Source organism: Sphingomonas mucosissima (assembly GCF_002197665.1).
Taxonomy (GTDB): Bacteria; Pseudomonadota; Alphaproteobacteria; order Sphingomonadales; family Sphingomonadaceae; genus Sphingomonas; species Sphingomonas mucosissima.
Window position 1 is genome coordinate 420,426 of the sequence record NZ_NBBJ01000001.1, and the last position, 17,939, is coordinate 438,364.

Annotated in this window: 20 protein-coding genes; 15 read left to right on the plus strand and 5 right to left on the minus strand. The window is 65.5% G+C overall.

The annotated features are described in order from the left end of the window. Nucleotides 1-97 precede the first annotated feature (97 nt). On the plus strand, nucleotides 98-991 hold the full coding sequence (locus tag SPMU_RS01940; protein WP_088331405.1) for a crotonase/enoyl-CoA hydratase family protein: 894 nt from the start codon (nucleotides 98-100) through the stop codon (nucleotides 989-991). A gap of 43 nt (nucleotides 992-1,034) precedes the next feature. Further along, entirely contained in the window at nucleotides 1,035-1,709 is a 675-nt protein-coding gene (gene rpiA / locus SPMU_RS01945) for a ribose-5-phosphate isomerase RpiA (protein ID WP_088331407.1), read from the plus strand. Between the two features lie 43 nt (nucleotides 1,710-1,752). On the opposite strand, the gene SPMU_RS01950 is transcribed toward rpiA, so the two are convergent. Then, nucleotides 1,753-1,977 (minus strand): hypothetical protein, encoded by a 225-nt coding sequence (locus SPMU_RS01950; protein WP_140418377.1) that lies wholly within the window; start codon nucleotides 1,975-1,977, stop codon nucleotides 1,753-1,755. A 93-nt stretch (nucleotides 1,978-2,070) separates the two neighbouring features. Beyond that, nucleotides 2,071-2,784 (minus strand): CPBP family intramembrane glutamic endopeptidase, BDIM_20840 family, encoded by a 714-nt coding sequence (locus tag SPMU_RS01955; RefSeq protein WP_088331411.1) that lies wholly within the window; start codon nucleotides 2,782-2,784, stop codon nucleotides 2,071-2,073. Between the two features lie 180 nt (nucleotides 2,785-2,964). Between SPMU_RS01955 and tkt the strand changes: the two genes are divergently transcribed. From tkt to SPMU_RS01980, 5 genes are all read left to right on the plus strand, one after another. Next, nucleotides 2,965-5,025 (plus strand): transketolase, encoded by a 2,061-nt coding sequence (tkt, locus tag SPMU_RS01960; RefSeq protein WP_088331419.1) that lies wholly within the window; start codon nucleotides 2,965-2,967, stop codon nucleotides 5,023-5,025. A gap of 121 nt (nucleotides 5,026-5,146) precedes the next feature. Beyond that, nucleotides 5,147-6,256: a transaldolase gene (tal, locus tag SPMU_RS01965; RefSeq protein WP_088331421.1), complete on the plus strand. Its 1,110-nt coding sequence runs from the start codon at nucleotides 5,147-5,149 to the stop codon at nucleotides 6,254-6,256. 78 nt (nucleotides 6,257-6,334) lie between these two features. Continuing rightward, complete coding sequence (gnd, locus tag SPMU_RS01970; RefSeq protein ID WP_281250979.1) at nucleotides 6,335-7,375, plus strand: phosphogluconate dehydrogenase (NAD(+)-dependent, decarboxylating); 1,041 nt, start codon at nucleotides 6,335-6,337, stop codon at nucleotides 7,373-7,375. A 10-nt stretch (nucleotides 7,376-7,385) separates the two neighbouring features. After that, a complete protein-coding gene (locus SPMU_RS01975) occupies nucleotides 7,386-8,186 on the plus strand; it encodes a Cof-type HAD-IIB family hydrolase (protein WP_088331425.1) in 801 nt (266 codons plus the stop codon). After that, complete coding sequence (locus SPMU_RS01980; protein WP_088331427.1) at nucleotides 8,183-8,929, plus strand: HAD-IIB family hydrolase; 747 nt, start codon at nucleotides 8,183-8,185, stop codon at nucleotides 8,927-8,929. The genes SPMU_RS01975 and SPMU_RS01980 overlap by 4 nt, the downstream gene beginning before the upstream one ends. Before the next feature lie 94 nt (nucleotides 8,930-9,023). Here the strand turns inward: SPMU_RS01980 and SPMU_RS01985 are convergent, their stop codons facing one another. The 3 genes from SPMU_RS01985 to ubiA form a co-directional block, all read right to left on the minus strand. After that, a complete protein-coding gene (locus SPMU_RS01985; RefSeq protein WP_088331429.1) occupies nucleotides 9,024-9,812 on the minus strand; it encodes a 3'(2'),5'-bisphosphate nucleotidase CysQ in 789 nt (262 codons plus the stop codon). Continuing rightward, nucleotides 9,805-11,151 (minus strand): TldD/PmbA family protein, encoded by a 1,347-nt coding sequence (locus SPMU_RS01990; RefSeq protein ID WP_088331431.1) that lies wholly within the window; start codon nucleotides 11,149-11,151, stop codon nucleotides 9,805-9,807. The genes SPMU_RS01985 and SPMU_RS01990 overlap by 8 nt, the downstream gene beginning before the upstream one ends. A 79-nt stretch (nucleotides 11,152-11,230) precedes the next feature. Then, a complete protein-coding gene (gene ubiA, locus SPMU_RS01995) occupies nucleotides 11,231-12,145 on the minus strand; it encodes a 4-hydroxybenzoate octaprenyltransferase (protein ID WP_088331433.1) in 915 nt (304 codons plus the stop codon). A gap of 142 nt (nucleotides 12,146-12,287) precedes the next feature. On the opposite strand from ubiA, the gene SPMU_RS02000 reads away from it, so the two are divergent. The 8 genes from SPMU_RS02000 to SPMU_RS02030 all read left to right on the plus strand — a co-directional run bounded on the left by SPMU_RS02000 (nucleotide 12,288) and on the right by SPMU_RS02030 (nucleotide 17,820). Further along, nucleotides 12,288-12,695 (plus strand): DUF2147 domain-containing protein, encoded by a 408-nt coding sequence (locus SPMU_RS02000; RefSeq protein ID WP_088331435.1) that lies wholly within the window; start codon nucleotides 12,288-12,290, stop codon nucleotides 12,693-12,695. After that, the gene (locus SPMU_RS16815) at nucleotides 12,696-12,872 is read left to right on the plus strand and encodes a hypothetical protein (RefSeq protein ID WP_169715608.1); all 177 of its coding nucleotides are present in this window, start codon (nucleotides 12,696-12,698) and stop codon (nucleotides 12,870-12,872) included. Continuing rightward, nucleotides 12,869-13,603, plus strand: coding sequence for a 16S rRNA (uracil(1498)-N(3))-methyltransferase (locus SPMU_RS02005; RefSeq protein ID WP_088331437.1), 735 nt, complete (start codon nucleotides 12,869-12,871; stop codon nucleotides 13,601-13,603). The genes SPMU_RS16815 and SPMU_RS02005 overlap by 4 nt, the downstream gene beginning before the upstream one ends. 59 nt (nucleotides 13,604-13,662) lie before the next feature. Continuing rightward, complete coding sequence (locus SPMU_RS02010) at nucleotides 13,663-15,036, plus strand: glutamate--cysteine ligase (protein ID WP_088331439.1); 1,374 nt, start codon at nucleotides 13,663-13,665, stop codon at nucleotides 15,034-15,036. Between the two features lie 168 nt (nucleotides 15,037-15,204). Further along, a complete protein-coding gene (locus SPMU_RS02015; protein ID WP_088331441.1) occupies nucleotides 15,205-15,840 on the plus strand; it encodes a nicotinate-nucleotide adenylyltransferase in 636 nt (211 codons plus the stop codon). A 2-nt stretch (nucleotides 15,841-15,842) separates the two neighbouring features. Then, the gene (gene rsfS, locus SPMU_RS02020; protein WP_088331443.1) at nucleotides 15,843-16,238 is read left to right on the plus strand and encodes a ribosome silencing factor; all 396 of its coding nucleotides are present in this window, start codon (nucleotides 15,843-15,845) and stop codon (nucleotides 16,236-16,238) included. A 1-nt stretch (nucleotide 16,239) separates the two neighbouring features. Further along, nucleotides 16,240-16,662, plus strand: a complete 423-nt coding sequence (locus SPMU_RS02025; RefSeq protein ID WP_088331445.1) for a 23S rRNA (pseudouridine(1915)-N(3))-methyltransferase RlmH — start codon at nucleotides 16,240-16,242, stop codon at nucleotides 16,660-16,662. Between the two features lie 6 nt (nucleotides 16,663-16,668). Further along, nucleotides 16,669-17,820 (plus strand): murein hydrolase activator EnvC family protein, encoded by a 1,152-nt coding sequence (locus SPMU_RS02030; protein WP_245832663.1) that lies wholly within the window; start codon nucleotides 16,669-16,671, stop codon nucleotides 17,818-17,820. Nucleotides 17,821-17,939: the final 119 nt, after the last annotated feature.

The following is a 17,939-nucleotide window of genomic DNA, read 5'->3' on the forward strand; positions in this document are numbered from 1 at the left end:
ACCTCGGCGTGTGCGACTCGCTTGCCTCGCCCACCATAAATAATGTTATGGTGCCGGTCGAAGCTGCCGGAGGGGCGGCACACAGAGGAGAGGCAGCTTGGCGTACGAGCAGATCATCTATGACGTGAAGGACGGTATCGCGACGATTACGCTGAACCGGCCCGACAAGCTGAACGCATTCACCGGCACGATGATGACCGAGATGATCGATGCGTTCGACAAGATCGATGCTGACGACGACGTGCGCTGCGTCATCGTGACGGGCGCGGGCCGCGCCTTCTGCGCTGGCGCCGATCTGTCGGCGGGCGCCAAGACGTTTGATTATGACAAGCGCACTGATCGGCCCGATCGTGGCGGCGGCAGCGTCGAGCTGACCTATGAGATGGAAGAAGCGCGCGACGGCGGCGGGCGGCTGACCTTGCGTATCTTCGAGTGCCTGAAGCCGGTGATCGCGGCAGTGAACGGCGCGGCGGTCGGCGTCGGCTCCACCATGCAGCTGCCAATGGACATCCGCATCGCCAGCGACACGGCGCGCTTCGGCTTCGTCTTCGCGCGCCGCGGCATCGTGCCGGAGGCTGCGTCCAGCTTCTTCCTGCCGCGCGTCGTGGGCATTAGCCAAGCGCTGGAATGGTGCTATTCGGGCCGGGTGTTCGATGCACAGGAAGCGCTGAATGGCGGGCTGGTGAAGCAGGTCGTGCCGGGCGGCGATCTGCTCGCCGTGGCCAACGCGCTCGCACGCGAGATCGCGGACAATACCGCGCCGGTCTCGGTGGCGCTGACGCGGCAGATGCTGTGGCGCGGCCTCGGCTTCCAGCACCCGATGGACGCGCACAAGATCGACAGCCGCGCGATCCTAGCGCGTGGTCGCTCGGGCGACGCAAAAGAAGGCGTCACCTCGTTTCTCGAGAAGCGCACGCCGGCTTATCCCGACAAGGTATCGAGCAACATGCCGGACTTCTTCCCGTGGTGGGAAGAGCAGAAGTACGGCTGACACGACGTTGGCCCAACGGCGCCGTGCTGCGTTATGAGGCGGCATGAGCGTCAAGAATGACAAGAGGCTGGCCGCGGAGGCTGCGGTGGCGGAGGTCCAAGACGGCATGGTCGTCGGCCTCGGCACCGGATCCACCGCGGCCTTTGCCGTTGCGGCGCTGGGGCTGCGCGTCGCTGGCGGTCTAAGGGTGCAGGCAGTGGCCACGAGCGAGGCCACTGCGGAGGCGGCGCGGGCAGCAGGCATCGCGGTGCTCGACTTTGCCGACTGCGCAGCCGTGGATCTTGCCATCGATGGTGCGGACGAGATCGATGCGCGGCTCTGGGCGATCAAAGGCGCGGGCGGGGCGATGCTGCGCGAGAAAGCGGTGGCTGCGGCAGCCAGGCGGTTCGTGGTGACCGCGGACGGATCGAAGCGGGTCGATGCGATCGGCGGCGCCAAGGTGCCGGTGGAGGTGCTTCCTTTCGCGCGCAGCTTCGTCGTGGCGCAACTGGAGGCGCTGGGGGCCGCGGTGACGGTGCGCTCCGGTTATCGCACGGACAACGACAATCTTGTCGCGGACTGCCGCTTTCGCGATATGAGCGATCCGCGTGGACTAGCGGCGTCGATCGCCGCCATTCCCGGCGCGCTGGGGCACGGGCTGTTCCTCGATGAGGTAGATGTCGCCTATGTTGCAAGTGGCGGTAAGGTCTTGAAGCTGGAGCGGCCTGTTCGACTGTAAAACATAGCCGTTGATAGGAATGATGAACGCCTGCAACTGGAGCTTAGATCTCGCTTCTTTCGTCATTGCTCGAAGAGAAACGCGCCTCACCCACCTCGATATGGTATTGCTCTAAGTAGCGCATGCCTAGGAAAACGGCCGTGACGGTCGCGATCAGGAAGGCTGCCAGGAACACGTTCCACAGCGTTTGACTTGGCTCGTGGAACTCCCGCCAGAGCGGTAGCGCGAGAAGCCAGCTGATGCAGAAGACCGCGTACCGTTTCGACATCGTCTGCATCAATAGTCTACCTGACCGCCATGGCTGTAGCTGAACAGTGAACGCCTGCGAATAACGCGAAAGCGGGATGACAGCTTCCGCGGCTTAAACCAGCAAGCCGATGGCGTTGCCGAAGTTGTGCAGCAGCACCGGGATCAGCACGCTCCCTGTCCGCAGTCGCAACCAGATGGCGATTAAAGACGGCACGGCGGTGAGCGCCATGTAGATCGGATCGAAGCTGTAGCTGCCCTCGGCATAGGCAAAAGCGTGCGTAAGGCCGAACAGCGCGCAGGAGATGATCGCGCCCCAGCCCCACTGGACCTCCAACAACCGCTTGCGAGCGGTGAAGGCGCGGTCCAGCGCGAGCAGCAGCAGTCCGCGATAGAAGAGCTCTTCCTCAACGCCTGGCATCGTTAGCTGAAAGGCGATCGTTTCGCGGGTGGGCGGCTCATCGGGAAAAGCGATCGCGATGGCGAGAAAGAAGGAGCAATAGAGCAGCGCGACCGGGAGAGCGGCGCGTAGGCTTCCGGGAGCCTGAGGGGCGGTGATCCCGGCAGGGCGCAAGCCAAAGGCTGGTGTCATTGCGATCGCCAAGGTCGCACCAAGCGCCAGTATCTTTCCCTGCCAGTTCCAGCGCCCCGGCAGCACATCTCGGATCAGACCATAAGCGTTGGTGAGCAATAGATCGTTGAGCAGCACCAAGCCAGCCGCGATGGCTAGCCAGCGCCAGTCGACGCTTCGTGGCCTTAGAAGGGAAATCACTGCCCCGACGCCGCATAACATCGCGATGATGCTGGCGATGCTAATGATCGCATCCATCGTCTTCCCTCCCCCTCTTGCGACGACGCAGCGTGCCGCAACGAACCTGTACCCCGGCTGCACGGCCGGTGCATCGTTACGCGACTGGAACGCGGCGGAGCGAGCGTCTAGTGGGAGCGCGACTCAGCAACCGGGCAGCGACCCGCGCGTTCGATCCAAAACCATCCAGTGAGAGCCCTGATGACCGATACCGCCACCAACGCGCCTGCCGACGTTCACGAGGACGGCTCGCCAGAGCGGCTCGCGATCGACACGATCCGGACCCTTTCCATGGATGCCGTCCAGGCGGCCAACTCGGGTCACCCCGGCACGCCAATGGCGCTCGCACCTGTAGGTCACACGCTCTGGACGAAGTTCCTGCGCTATGATCCGGCGCAGGCGAACTGGCCCAATCGCGACCGCTTCGTCCTGTCGGTCGGCCATGCCTCGATGCTGCTTTATTCGCTGCTGCACCTCGCCGGCGTGAAGCAGCCCGATGGCGCCCCCGCCGTCAGCCTCGACGATATCAAGCAGTTTCGCCAGCTTAGCTCCAAGACGCCGGGCCACCCGGAATATAGCCACACTGTCGGCGTTGAAACGACGACCGGTCCGCTTGGCCAGGGCTGCGGCAATTCGGTCGGCATGGCGATCGCCGAGCGCTGGATGGCTGCGCGCTATAATAAGCCGGGTTTCACACTCTTCGATCATGACGTCTATGCGCTGTGCGGCGACGGCGACATGATGGAGGGCGTCGCCTCGGAGGCCGCGAGCCTCGCCGGCCACCTGAAGCTCTCCAACCTCTGCTGGATCTACGACAGCAATCAGATCTCGATCGAAGGCGACACTGATCTCGCGTTCAATGAGGACGTGGGCAAGCGCTTCGAAGCCTATGGCTGGAACGTCATTCACGTTGATGATGCGAACGATGTTGCCGCGTTGACCAAGGCGTTCGAGGAGTTCCGCGCGACGCAGGACAGCCCGACGCTGATCATCGTGAAGTCGGTGATCGGCTGGGGCTCCCCGCGTGCCGGCAGCGAGAAGGCGCATGGCGAGGCGCTGGGTGAAGAGAATGTCCGCCTGACCAAGGAGGCCTATGGCTGGCCGACGGACAAGAACTTCTACGTGCCGGAGGGCGTGCAGGAAGCCTTCGAAAGTGCAATTGCCAGCCGCGGCGTGCCGCTGCGCGAGGCCTGGGAAGCGACGCTTCAGAAGTATCGCACCGAACATGCCGAGCTCGCCAAGGAAGTCGATGCCATCATCACCGGCGCGCTGCCCGAAGGCTGGGATGCGGACATCCCGACATTCGAGGCTGATGCCAAGGGCGTCGCTAGCCGCGATGCCGGCGGCAAGGTGCTGAACGCGATTGCGAACAAGATGCCGTGGCTGCTCGGCGGCTCGGCCGATCTTGCGCCGTCGACCAAGACCGACATCAAGGGCGAGGCATCGTACGAGCCGAGCAACTACGCCGGCCGCAACTTCCACTTCGGCGTGCGTGAACATGCCATGGGTTCGATCGCGGTCGGCATGGCGCTGTCGGGGCTGCGCTCCTACGGCAGCACCTTCCTCGTCTTTCTCGATTACATGCGCCCGCCGGTGCGCCTGTCGGCGCTGATGGAGGTCGGCACCACGTGGATCTTCACCCACGATTCGATCGGCGTCGGCGAAGACGGCCCGACGCACCAGCCGATCGAGATGCTGGCGATGATGCGCGCGACGCCGGGACTCGACATGTTCCGCCCGGGTGACGCGAACGAGGTCGCCGCCGCATGGCGCGCAATCGTCGAGACGCCGAGGCAGCCCGCAGCGCTGGTCCTGTCGCGTCAGGCGCTGCCCACACTTGACCGGTCGAAGTACGCCAGCGCCGATGGCGTAAAGCAGGGCGGCTATGTCCTTGCCGACAGCGACGGCACGCCCGACGTGATCCTGATCGCCACCGGCAGCGAAGTCGGGCTTGCGATCCAGGCGCATGAGAGGCTGCTCGCCGATGGCGTGAAGAGCCGCGTTGTCTCGATGCCGAGCTGGTATCGCTTCGAGAAGCAGAGCGACGCGTACAAGGAGAGCGTGCTGCCCAAGGCTGTTGCTGCGCGCGTCGCCATCGAAATGGCGGGCGAGATCGGCTGGGATCGCTACGTTGGCCTCGCCGGCAAGACGATCGCCATGTCCACTTTTGGTGCTTCCGCGCCGATCGCCAAGCTCGCCGACAAGTTCGGCTTCACCGTCGACAACGTGGTGAAGGTGGCGAAAGAGGTCATCGCTGCCTAACTGGTGACGACACCCCCGTCCGGTCCGAGCGAAGTCAAGGATCGGGATCGGACGGGCCGGCGTTGTTACACGCCAACGTGTCTCGACTTCGCTCGACACGAACGGGACGGAGACAGGACAGATGGGCAAGCTCAACGATCTCGCAAACCTTGGCACGGCGGTGTGGCTGGATTTCGTCGACCGCAAGTTCCTCGAGGAAGGCGGCCTGCAGAAGCTCGTGACCGAAGACGGAGTGACCGGCGTCACCTCCAACCCGACGATCTTCCAGAAGGCGATGGGCGAAGGCACCGCGTATGACGGAACACTCGCCGCGTTTGACAAGGCTAACCCGGGTGCCGCTACGATCGACCGCTACGAGCACCTGGCCATTCAGGACATCAAGGCGGCTGCCGAGACGCTTCACCCCGTCTATGAGCGCCTGAACGCCGAGGATGGGTACGTCAGCCTCGAGGTGTCGCCTTATCTCGCCAACGACACCGACGGCACGATCGCGGAGGCCGAGAAGCTGTGGACGGCTGTGGATCGGCCCAATCTGATGATCAAGATTCCGGGGACGCCTGCTGGCGTGCCTGCGATTGCGGCGACGATTGCCAAGGGCATCAACGTGAACGTCACGCTGCTCTTCTCTCAGGAGTCGTATCAAGCCGTTGCGCTCGCCTATGTCGAGGGGCTGGAGCAGCGGGTTGCACGCGGCGAGCCGATCGACCGGATCGCCAGCGTCGCGAGCTTCTTCATCAGCCGCATCGACGCGGAGATCGACAAGAAGATCGACGAGGGCGTCGGCGGGAACGAAGCAAAGGCGCTGAAGGGCAAGGTGGCGATCGCCAACGCAAAGCTGGCCTATGCCTGGTATCAGGACTTTATCGCATCTGATCGCTGGCAGGCCCTCGCCGCCAAAGGCGCGCAGCCGCAGCGGCTACTATGGGCATCCACCGGCACGAAGAACCCGGATTATCCCGACACGCTCTACGTCGATACGCTGATCGGCGCCGACACGGTCAACACCATGCCGCCGAGCACGCTGGACGCGTTTCGCGAGCGGGGCACGGCCAAGGTTACGTTGACCGACGATATCGAGGGCGCGCGCCGGGTCCTTGCCGATGTCGAGCGGCTGGGCTTGGATCTCGCTGGGATCACCGAGCGGCTGGTCGAGGGAGGCGTGGCGTCGTTCAGCAAGTCGTTCGATGACCTCCTCGGTTCTATCCAGGCGAAGCATCCCGCCGACGCTTGATCGAAGTTCGGAACGGAAAATGCCCTTCACCGTTCGCCATGAGCCTGGCGGAAGGTGTGCAACGAGCGCGATGGCTCGGTGTGCGCCTTTCGGCGGGCTCAGCCCAACCGGCAACATCACGTGGAGCCTGACAGTATGAAGATCGGCATCATCGGCCTTGGCCGCATGGGCGGCAACATCGCCCGTCGTCTGATGCGAGGTGGCCACGAAGTGGTGGCATGGGACCGCAACGCCGATGCGCTCGCCGTACTGGCCGGCGAGGGAGCCACTAGCGCAGACTCCTTGGCGGACATGAAAAGCAAGCTCGCCAGCCCGGCGATCTTCTGGGTGATGCTGCCCGCCGGCGCGCCGACCGAGGAGACGATCGAGGCGCTGTGCGGCAGTGAATGTGCCGAGGGCGATATCATCATCGATGGCGGCAATACCTTCTGGAAGGACGATGTCCGCCGCGCCAAGGCGCTCGCCGAGAAGGGCGTGCACTATGTCGACGTCGGGACTTCCGGCGGCGTCTGGGGGCTGGAGCGCGGCTATTGCATGATGATCGGCGGCGACAAGGAAACCGTCGACCTGCTGGACCCGATTTTCGAAACGCTGGCGCCCGGCATCGGCAGCGTGCCACGTACGCGTAATCGCAGCGACGAGTGCGATCCGCGAGCGGAGAAGGGCTATATTCACGCAGGCCGCGCTGGCGCCGGCCATTTCGTGAAGATGGTGCATAACGGCATCGAATATGGCCTCATGCAGGCTTATGCCGAGGGCTTTGATGTCCTGTGGGGACGCAATGTCGCGCATTTGCCGGAAGAAGAGCGCTTCGATTTCAATCTTGCCGAAATTTCCGAAGTGTGGCGGCGCGGATCGGTGATTTCCTCCTGGCTACTCGACCTCACGGCGTCGGCCCTCGCGCAGGATCAGAAGCTCGAGCAATTCTCCGGCAAGGTCGCCGATTCCGGCGAGGGCCGCTGGACGATCGAGGCCGCGATGGAACAGGCGACCCCCGTCGCCGTCCTCACCACCGCGCTTTTCGCCCGCTACCGCAGCCGCATCGACGAGATGTACGGCGACAAATTGCTCTCCGCGATGCGCTACGGCTTCGGCGGCCACGTCGAGATACCGCAATGAGCGCTCGCCTGTGACGCTCGTCATCAGCGATGTCGACGGCACGCTGGTCGACAAGGACAAGAACCTCACGCCAGCAACGATCGAGGCAGTTCAGCGGCTGCAATCCGCAGGCTTTGGCTTCACGGTGATCAGTGCGCGGCCCATGTCCGGGCTTGCGCCACTGGTGGAGACGCTCGGACTCGACGTGCCGCTCGGCGCGTTCAACGGTGGGCTCGTGTTTCGGCGAGGCGGTGAAATCCTGTGTCGGCATGTCGTTGACGCCGCAGTGGCAAGAAGCGCCTTGAGACTCGCAGAGGGCGAACCCGTCGACATCTGGGTGTTCGCCGATGATCAATGGTATGCGACCTCGGACTCCGGCCCCCATGTGCCTAGCGAACGCCTCGCCTCCAATCAGGAGCCGACGATATGCGGTGGGTTCAGCGATTTGTTGGATCGTGCCGACAAGATCACCTTCGTCTCTGATGACCCGGGAGTGCTAGATGCGCTGCACCAACGGATCGTCGAGGCCCACGAAGGCGTGGCGACCATCGTCAAATCACAGACCTATTATCTCGATATAACCGCGGTGACGGCAAACAAGGGAGACGGAATTGCGCGACTGGCCCACGCGCTGGGCGTGCCGCTCGATCGCACAATCGTGCTCGGCGACCAGGCGAATGACATAGCGATGTTCGAGCGTGCGGGGCGCGCCATCGCAATGGGGAATGCGACCGAAGAGGTGAAGGCGCGCGCCGCCGACGTCACCTTGAGTAATGATGCGGATGGCGTCGCCCATGCGATCGACAAGCTCATTTTGGGGAGAATGATGTGAAGCAACTGGTGGCGTTTGATCTCGATGGCACGCTGGCCGAGAGCAAGCAGGCGATCGAGCCTGATATGGGGGAAGCGCTGGCGGATCTGCTGACGGTGGCGCATGTCGCCGTCATTTCGGGCGGGGACTGGCCACAGTTCGACAAGCAGGTCGCGAGCCGTCTGCCGGAGCGGGCGGATCGATCTCGCCTGTGGCTGATGCCGACGACGGGCACCAAGCTGTACACCTTCCGCGAGGGACAATGGGGCACGGTTTATGCGGAGCTGTTCTCGGACGAGCAGAAGCAGCAGATCCTGAAGGCTTTCGACGAATCGCTGGAAGCGACGGGCTTCGTTCCGGAGCAGACCTGGGGCGAACGGATCGAGGACCGGGGTAGCCAGATCACCTTCTCGGCGCTGGGGCAGCATGCGCCGATCCATGCCAAGGAAGTGTGGGATCCCGACTTTGCCAAGCGCAAGGTGATCCAGGCGGATCTGAAGAAGCGCTTGCCGGGGCTGTCGATCAACATGGGCGGAGCAACCTCCATCGACATCACGCAGGAGGGCGTGGACAAGGCTTATGGCCTGAAGCGCCTTCGTGACGAGAGCGGCATCCCACTGGAAGCAATGATGTTCGTGGGCGATGCGATCTTTCCTGGCGGGAACGACTATCCGGCCAAGGAGCTGGGGCTCGACACCGTCCGCGTGCGGGATCCGCAGGATACCCTCAGCGTCATCGCCACCGTGGTGGCCTGCCAGAAGTAGGTAGGCGTCAGGCGCCGGCCCGCCGGCGCCTACAGCCGCTTCGAACTTTTCGTTAAATTGATTAACGTCGGCCCGAACAGATCGTGCGGGACGTTCAGGCGCGCCGCGTCGGCTCGAGTACGGCGCGCGCGCGTGCTGATAGCCGTTCCAGCGCGGCTTCGTGGATCCCGCGGCTGCTCGTGATCACGCCAAAGGCGCACGGGTCGGACTTGTTGAAGGAAAGACCGGCACCCAGCGCGTCGGTAACGGCCCCGCCGGCCTCGGTTGCGATCAGCGCCGCTGCCGCGATGTCCCACTCGTTGCCCCAGCGCAGCGTGGCGACAAGATCCGCGCGGTCGTCCGCCACCATGGCCATGCGCAAGGCGATCGAATTCGGCTTTTCGACCATCGTCAGATCACGATCGGCCTTTGGCAGTGCGTCGGTCGGGACGCGAGCGCCCGCGAACGCGTCGCGGCGACTGGCGGCAAGCGGCCGCCCGTTTAGCCTCGCCCCGCCGCCCGCGCTGGCTTGCCAGACCTCGTCACGGACCGGTGCATCGAGAACGCCGATGATCGGGTGTCCCGCCTCAACCAACGCGACCGAGACCGCCCAGCCGGCGCGGCCCCGGATATAATCGCGCGTGCCGTCGATGGGATCGACCACCCAGATTCGATTGCAGGCGAGCCGATCCGGGCTGTCTGCCGTTTCCTCGGAAAGCCAGCCGGCATCCGGGAGAAGCGCGGACAAACGCTCACGAAGCATGGTGTCCACTGCGAGATCTACCTCGCACACCGGGCTCCCCGGCACCTTCTCCCATCGCGCGAAATCGGTGCGAAAGCGCGCCATGGCGAGTTGCCCCGCCTCATGCGTGATGTTCGCTACCGCGTTCGCCAGATCATCCACCGGCGATGGTCATTCCGTCGATCCGAACGGTCGGAACGTTGGTGCCATAGCGGAACTCGAGATCGTTCGCGGGGGTGAGATTGGCGAACATCTCCTTCAGATTGCCGGCAATGGTGAATTCGGCGACCGGGGTGGTCATCTCGCCATTCTCGATCAGGAAGCCGGCAGCGCCGCGGCTGTAATCGCCCGTCACGCCGTTCACCCCCTGGCCGATCAACTCGGTTACATACACGCCGCGCACGATATCGCCGATCAACGTCGCGACGGGCACGTGGCCCGCGTGCATGTAGAAGTTGCTGGTGGTCACCCCCGGCGAACCACCAACGCCGCGCGCCGCATGGCCTGTCGGCGCCATGCCGAGTTGCCGGGCGGAGGCGCTATCGAGCAGCCATGTCTGCAGCACACCGTCTTCAATGATCGCGGACGGCGATACCGGCAGGCCCTCACCATCGAATGGGCGCGAGCGTAAACCGTGGGGACGATGGGGATCGTCCGAAACGGTGATCCCGCGCGCAAAAACGGCGCTTCCGAGTGCGTCGAGGAGGAAGGAGGTGCGCCGGGTGATGGCTTGGCCGGAGATTGCGCCGGTGAGGTGGCCCAGCAATCCGGACCCGACCCGGGGATCGAGCACAACCGGCATTGCGGCACTTTCCATTCGCGCAGGATTCAGTCGCGCAACGGCGCGTTCGCCCGCCAGCGTCCCCACGGCCTCCGGCGAGTCAAGCCGGCTGCGGTGGCGGGCGGAGTGGAAGCCATAATCGCGCTGCATGCCGCTGCCTTCGCCTGCGATGACGCTAGCTGAAAGGCCATAGCCAGTGGTGGAGTAAGCGCCGGCGAAGCCGTGGCTCGTGGCGAGCGCCCAGACGCTGCGCGCCGCGCTTGCGCCGCCGCCTTCGCTGTTCGTGACGCCGCTCACCGCGCGGGCGGCCTCCTCTGCGGCGAGTGCCGCTTCGCGTAGATCGGCAGGCGATACCTCGCCGCCGTCGTCCAGATCCAGCAGCGGCGGGGCGCCGTTCAGTAGCCGATCCTGCGGCGCGAGACCTGCCCATTGATCCTCGGGCGCCTCCCGCGCCATGGCAACGGCGCGCTCAACAAGGGCGTCCAGCGCCTCGGAGGAGAGATCGGAGGTGGAGACGCTGGCGGAACGCTGCCCGATGAACACGCGCAGGCCTAGATCCTCGCTTTCGGAGCGGCCGACGTCCTCCAGCTTGCCGAGGCGGACGGAAATTTCGGTGGAAGCGTCAGCAGCGAAAACGGCATCTGCGGCGTCGACACCGGCCCTTTTGGCCCGGGCGACGATATCTGCGGCGCGTTCCTGCGCCTGGGTCGGATCTAGCATGGAATCGACTTAGGAGGCGGGCGCTCCGGTTGCTAGAGTGCAACGTTCGGCCTGCCTGTGGAAAAGATCGGCCTCCATATCAAAGCGCGGTGCCCACCACCGCGCAACCAAGGAAGATCAGCAGCCCTGCGAACCGATTCGAGCGGAAGCGGGCGAGAGCGCCAGCGCCATCGTCCGGACGCAAGGTGGCGACTTGCCAGAGCAAGTGAAGCGCCGCGGGCAGCAGCGCGAGCCAGACCAGCGGATCGCGGCGATGCAGCCAGAAGGCAGCCGCCCAGAGGAACAACGCCAAGCCATAGCAGATGCCGGTGCCGGTGCGGACATGCGGGCCCATGCGAAGGGCCGAGGAGCGCACCCCGATCAGCGCATCATCCTCGCGATCCTGAAGCGCGTAGATCGTGTCATAGCCGATGACCCAGAAGATCGACCCGGCATAGAGCAGCAGGCCGGGAGCGGTGAGGGTGCCCCACGTCTCGAGCCAGCCGACCAAGGCGGCCCAGGAGAATACCAGGCCAAGCCACGCTTGCGGCCACCATGTGATGCGCTTCATGAAGGGGTAGGCGGCAACGAGGGCAAGGCTCGCCACCGCCAGCACGGCCGTGTCGAGACGCAGTTGCAGAAGGACGAGCAGGCCCAGAAGACTCAGGATCAGCAACCATGCCCAAGCCGCCTTCACGGACACCGCGCCAGAGGCGATGGGACGCGAGCGGGTGCGTGCCACCGCAGCATCGAGATCGCGGTCGATGATGTCGTTATACACGCACCCTGCGCCGCGCATCGCGACGCTGCCAAGCAGGAGCCATGCGATAAGCGTCCAGCGCGCCACGGCGCCGCCGGCCAGAGCGACCGCCCAGGCGCCCGGCCAGAACAAAAGCCACCAGCCGATCGGCCGATCAAAGCGCGCCAGTAGAGCAAAGGGGCGAATGCTGGCCGGCAGCGCGGCGACAAGGCCACGGTGCTCGCTGTCCGGGGTGATATCGGGTGCGGTCGTCACGGGGCGTGCGTACCGCCGCTGCCGTGGTTTCGCCACAGCGCTTTACTACATGCTGGTATCGCGCCCTCCTTTCCGATGTGGTGCGGGCCGCCCGTTTGACGAGGGCGGAAGCATTTCTCGCCAGTGGAGTTCAGCAGAGACCATGTCAGTGAAGCGCTTATCCCTAGCCGCCGCCCTCCTGCTCACCGCCATGCCGGCCGCCGCCCAGCGCGCAGGCGGCTGGGAGGGCACATGGCGCAACGCCGCCGACAGCGTGCGGATCAAGGTGGCGCGATGTGGCCGCGGGCTGTGCGGCACCGTTACTCAGGCCAGCGCGAAGGCGCGGGCCGATGCCGCTGCTGGCGGCTCCAATCAGCTGGTGGGCACGCAATTGTTCCGTGACTTCCGCATGGGAGACGACGGACTGTGGCACGGCCAGGTGTACGTACCCGACATCGGCCAGACGTTTGATGGCACGATCGACCAGGTCAACCGCGACACGATCGTCGGCACGGGATGCTTGTTCGCGAACTTCGGGTGCAAATCGCAGACGTGGCGGCGTGTGCGCTGAATGATCCACCTGTCGGTTGCCATCGGCCGCTTCGTGGAGGCGCTATTTTACGCCATCCTGCGCGTCGCAGGGTTGGTGACGGGCGTGGTGATCGTGATCGCCGTTACCGGGCTGATCCTGTTCTTGATCGCGCGCTGGCTGATCGCGCGTGGGCGGCGTAAAGGCCCACGCCCATGATCGCCACTCCCGCCTGGCCGCCGCGTTCGACCCCTCGGCTGTTCGTCGACCAGCCGCTGGCTGCCGGTCCGCTGCGCATCGACGGGCCGCAGGCGCATTACCTTGCCGGTGTGATGCGCGTGAAGGCCGGCGATCCGGTGCGATTGTTTGATGACGTTACCGGCGAATGGCTGGCCGTGGTTGCTGCCGCCGGAAAGCGCGACATCATCCTGGACGTGACCGAGCGACTCGCGGAGCGTGAGGACGTGCCCGATCTGTGGCTCGTCGCGGCGCCGCTGAAAAAGGGACGGGTCGACTGGATGGCGGAGAAGGCGTGTGAGCTGGGCGTCGCGCGCTTGCTGCCCGTTGTCACCCATCGCACGGTGGTGGACCGGCCCAAGGTGGAGCGGCTACGCGCGCATATGATCGAGGCGGCGGAGCAATGCGGGCGGACGGCGCTGCCTGAGGTGGCCGAGCCGGTGAAGCTGGCGGTGCTGCTGCGCGATTGGTCGGCAGACCGAATGCTCTATTTTGCCGACGAGCTTGGCGGCGCGCCCGCGCGCGAGGTGATGAAGCGGGGCGCTGCGGCGATCCTGATCGGCCCTGAGGGGGGCTTCGATGACGAGGAGCGTGCGGCGATCCGCGCGCTGCCGCAGGCGGTGGGCATGGGGCTGGGCCCGCGAATCCTGCGCGCCGACACCGCAGCGGCCGCTGCCGTCGCGATCTGGATGGCGATTGCCGGCGACTGGTGATGCCTCCGGTGCTGCCGGAGCATCTAGCACCGCCAGCAATCCCCCATTAAGGGCGCGCCATGACGACCAAAACCGTTTCAGACAGCAACTCGCCTGTTGTCGAGTCGCGCGACCAGCTGATCGCCAGTTTCGCGGGCGGCGAGAAGCCCAGGGAGCGGTGGCGGATCGGCACCGAGCACGAGAAATTCGTTTATTCGCGTGACGATCACCATGCGCCGAGCTGGGACGAAGCCGGCGGCATCCGCGCGCTGCTGATCGAATTGCAGCAGCACGGCTGGAAGCCGGTCGAGGAGGGGGGCAACCTCATCGCGCTGACCGGGGCGGACGGATCGGTCAGCCTGGAGCCGGCGGGACAGTTCGAGCTTTCCGGCGCGCCGCTCGAGAACCTGCACCAGACCTGTGCGGAAACCGGGCGCCATCTGGATCAGGTGAAGGCGGCGGGCGAGAAGCTCGGCATCGGTTTTCTCGGGCTCGGCATGTGGCCGGACAAGACGCGCGCCGAGCTGCCGATCATGCCGAAGGGGCGCTATGGCATCATGCTGCGCCACATGCCGCGCGTCGGTAGCATGGGGCTCGACATGATGCTCCGCACCTGCACGATCCAGGTTAACCTGGACTATGCGAGCGAAGCCGACATGGCGCAGAAGTTTCGCGTCGGCCTTGCGCTGCAGCCGCTGGCGACCGCGCTGTTCGCCAACTCACCGTTCACCGAGGGCAAGCCCAACGGCTACCTCAGCTACCGCAGCCACATTTGGTCGGATACCGACCCTGCGCGCACGGGCATGCTTCCCTTCGTGTTCGAGGATGGCTTCGGCTATGAGCGTTATACCGACTATATGCTCGATGTGCCGATGTACTTCGTTTATCGCAACGGCCAGTACATCGATGCCGCCGGCCTGTCGTTCCGAGATTTTCTGACGGGCGAGCTTTCAGTCTTACCGGGTGAACGGCCGACGTTGGACGATTGGACCGATCACCTTTCCACCGCCTTCCCCGAAGTGCGGCTCAAGACGTTCCTGGAGATGCGCGGCGCGGATGGCGGCCCGTGGAACCGGATTTGTGCGCTGCCGGCCTTCTGGGTCGGTCTGCTCTACGATCAGGGCGCGCTGGATGCGGCTTGGAGTCTGGTAAAACATTGGACGATCGACGAGCGCCAGGCGCTGCGCGATGCGGTGCCGAAGCTGGGGCTGGATGCGCCGGTGCCGGGCCGAGGGACGTTGCGCGACATCGCGGGCGAGGTGCTGGACATTGCCAATGCCGGGCTTGCCGCGCGCGCGCGCCTGAACAGCTCGGGCGACAACGAGACCGGCTTCCTCGATCCGCTGCGCGAGATCGTGCGGACAGGGAAGGTGCCGGCGGAGCAGCTGCTCGATCGTTATCATGGCGCCTGGGGCGGCGACCTGTCGCGTGTCTATGCGGAACAGAGCTTCTGATCTTCGCCACCGTAAGCAAACTCCTGTTCGTCATGCCGGGCTGGTCCCGGCATCCACTGTGCCGCAGGAGCGGCGAGCGTTGAGTACGCGGTGCCCTGGATCCCGGGACGAGTCCGGGATGACGGTTCTTGCGGGGTGGACGGCAGTTATCATCGCTACGGATCACCCATGAACCGCCGCCCGCATCGCATCGGCCTGCTCGGCGGCTCGTTCAATCCGGCGCACAATGGGCACCGCGGGATCAGCCTCGCGGCGATCCAAGCGCTCGATCTGGACGAGATGTGGTGGCTGGTGTCGCCCGGCAATCCGCTGAAGCCGGCGGCTGGCATGGCGCCGCTTGCTGCGCGGCTCGCTTCTGCCCGCCGCGTCGCTCGCGCGGCTCGTATTCGCCCTACCGATGTCGAGGCGCGGCTAGGCACGCGCTATACGGTGGATACGCTCGCCGCGCTTGTCGGACGCTATCCGCGGCATCGTTTCATCTGGGTGATGGGCGCGGACAATCTGGGCCAGTTTCATCGCTGGCGCGAATGGCGGCGGATCGCGCGCACGGTTCCGATTGCAGTTATTGCGCGACCCGGCTATGATGCTGTTGCCCGCGCGGCACCCGCGATGGGTTGGCTGCGGCGCTTCCAGAGGCCCGCACGCCAGGCGATGAACTGGACCGAGTGGAGTGTGCCAGCCCTGGTGCTGCTGCGTTTCCGCCCTGACCCGACATCCGCGACGCAGCTTCGCGCCGCAGATCCTGCCTGGCATCAGCGCTATGCCCTCCCCATATCCACAGCCAAACCTTTCACCCAGGAGTGAACTTGCCCGTTTCCGCCAACGCCTATCGATCCTCCGACGCTGACAGCGTCGCGGCATTGCATAAGCTTGTTCTCGACAGCCTGGACGATGATCAGGCGGCCGACACCATTTCCATCCCGCTCGCCGGGAAGTCCTCGATCGCTGATCATATGGTGATCGCAAGCGGGCGCTCGACCCGTCAGGTCGCCTCCATGGCCCAGAAGCTGGCCGAAAAGATCAAGCACGAGACCGGCAGGTCGCCGCGGATCGAGGGCCTGCCCACCGCTGACTGGGTGCTGATCGACGCCGGCGACGTGATCGTTCACCTGTTCCGCCCCGAGGTCCGCTCCTTCTACAATCTGGAGCGGATGTGGTCGTTCGGCGACGCGCCGGCCGCCCCGGTGCCCGGGAACGCCTGATCTGATCCTTCACATCGTGGCGCGCGGGCGGATTGGGCGTTCGCCCGAGGCCGAGCTGGTTGATCGCTATCTCAAGCGGATTGCCTGGCCGACCCGCGTGACCGAATTGCCCGATCGTGCCGGGAAAGTGCCCGACGTGGCGCCCGCCACCAGGCGGATCATGCTGGACGAGACCGGAAAGGTGCTGTCGTCCGTTGAGTTCGCGCGTGTCCTTGAGCGGTGGCGCGATGATGGCGTGCGTGAGGCGCGCTTCATGATCGGCGCCGCCGACGGGTTTGACGATGCCGAGCGGGAAGGGGCGGACCTGCTGCTGTCGTTCGGGCGCGCCACCTGGCCGCACATGCTGGCCCGTGCCATGCTGGCGGAGCAATTGTTCCGCGTCACCTCCATCCTTGCCAATCATCCTTATCATCGCGAAGGCTGATCCGCGATGCGGGTGGGGCTGACAGCGATGCTCACGGGGGCGGCGATGCTGCTCGCCAGTGCGACGGCGGCGCCTGACCGCCTGTCGATCGAGCGTGAGCGGCTGAGGGCAGCCAAGGCGGAGGCAACGCAGGCCGCGGCACGGGCGGCCGACCTGGAACGGCGGGCGGCGGCGGAGCGAGGCGCCGTGGCGAAGGCGCAGGCCGAGGAAGCCGCGGTGGGCGCGCGCATCGATCGCGCCGAAGCAACCGTAGCCGCGGCGCGGGCGCGGGTTGCGATCATCGAGGGGTTGCTGGAGCAGCAGCGGGCGACACTTGGCGAGCGGCAAAAGCCGGTTGCGAAGCTCATCGCGGCACTTTCCTCTCTCGCGCGCCGCCCGGTGGCGGCGGTGATCGTGCAACCGGGGTCTGTGACGGATCTGGTCCATGTGCGCGCCGTGCTGGGGAGCACCTTGCCGGTGATCCGGCGTGAGACCGCGGGCCTGCGCGAGGAGCTGGCGCAAAGCCGCAGGTTGCGCGCGGCGGCCGCGCTGGCGGCAGCGGGGCTGGAGGAGAGCCGGCGCGCACTCATCGCCGAGCGACAGGCGCTGGCCGCGGTGCGGGCACGCCATGCCAGCGCCGCGGTGCAGCTGAACCGCGACGCGCTGGTTCAGTCTGACCGGGCGATCGCGCTCGGCGAAGAAGCGCGCGACATCATCGACCGGGTGACTGCCATCGGCGAGACCGAGGCAAAACTTGGAGAACTGGCGCAGCTGCCCGGCCCGCCGCGATCGATCGTTCCGCCCGAATTACGCACGCCAGCCTATCGGCTGGCGGTCGGCGGCCGGCTGGTGACCGGCTACGGTGAGGTCTCGGAAAATGGCGTGCGGTCCCGCGGGCTGACCTTCGCGGTGGGCGAGCGGGCGATCGTCCGGGCTCCCGCCGCCGGACAGGTGATCCTGTCGCGCCCGTTCCGCGGCTATGGCACGATCGTCATCATCGACCACGGCAACGGCTGGAACAGCCTGATCACTGGGATCGGCGAGGCCACCGTGAAGCGCGGTGCTCAGGTTGGGGCGGGTGACACCATTGGCCGTGCACCGACGGGCGGCGAGCCGATGGTGACGGTGGAGTTGCGGCGGCAGGGTCGGCCGGTCGACATGACTGGTCTGATCGGGTGACCGAGGCCGGGTAGTTCGCCGATCGCCTCGCATGCTTGATAAGGATTCTGCGCGCTCAGCCTCCGTTCACCTCGTCTGCGCTTTGATCGGCCACGCGAAAGCCGCTAAAGGCGATCAAT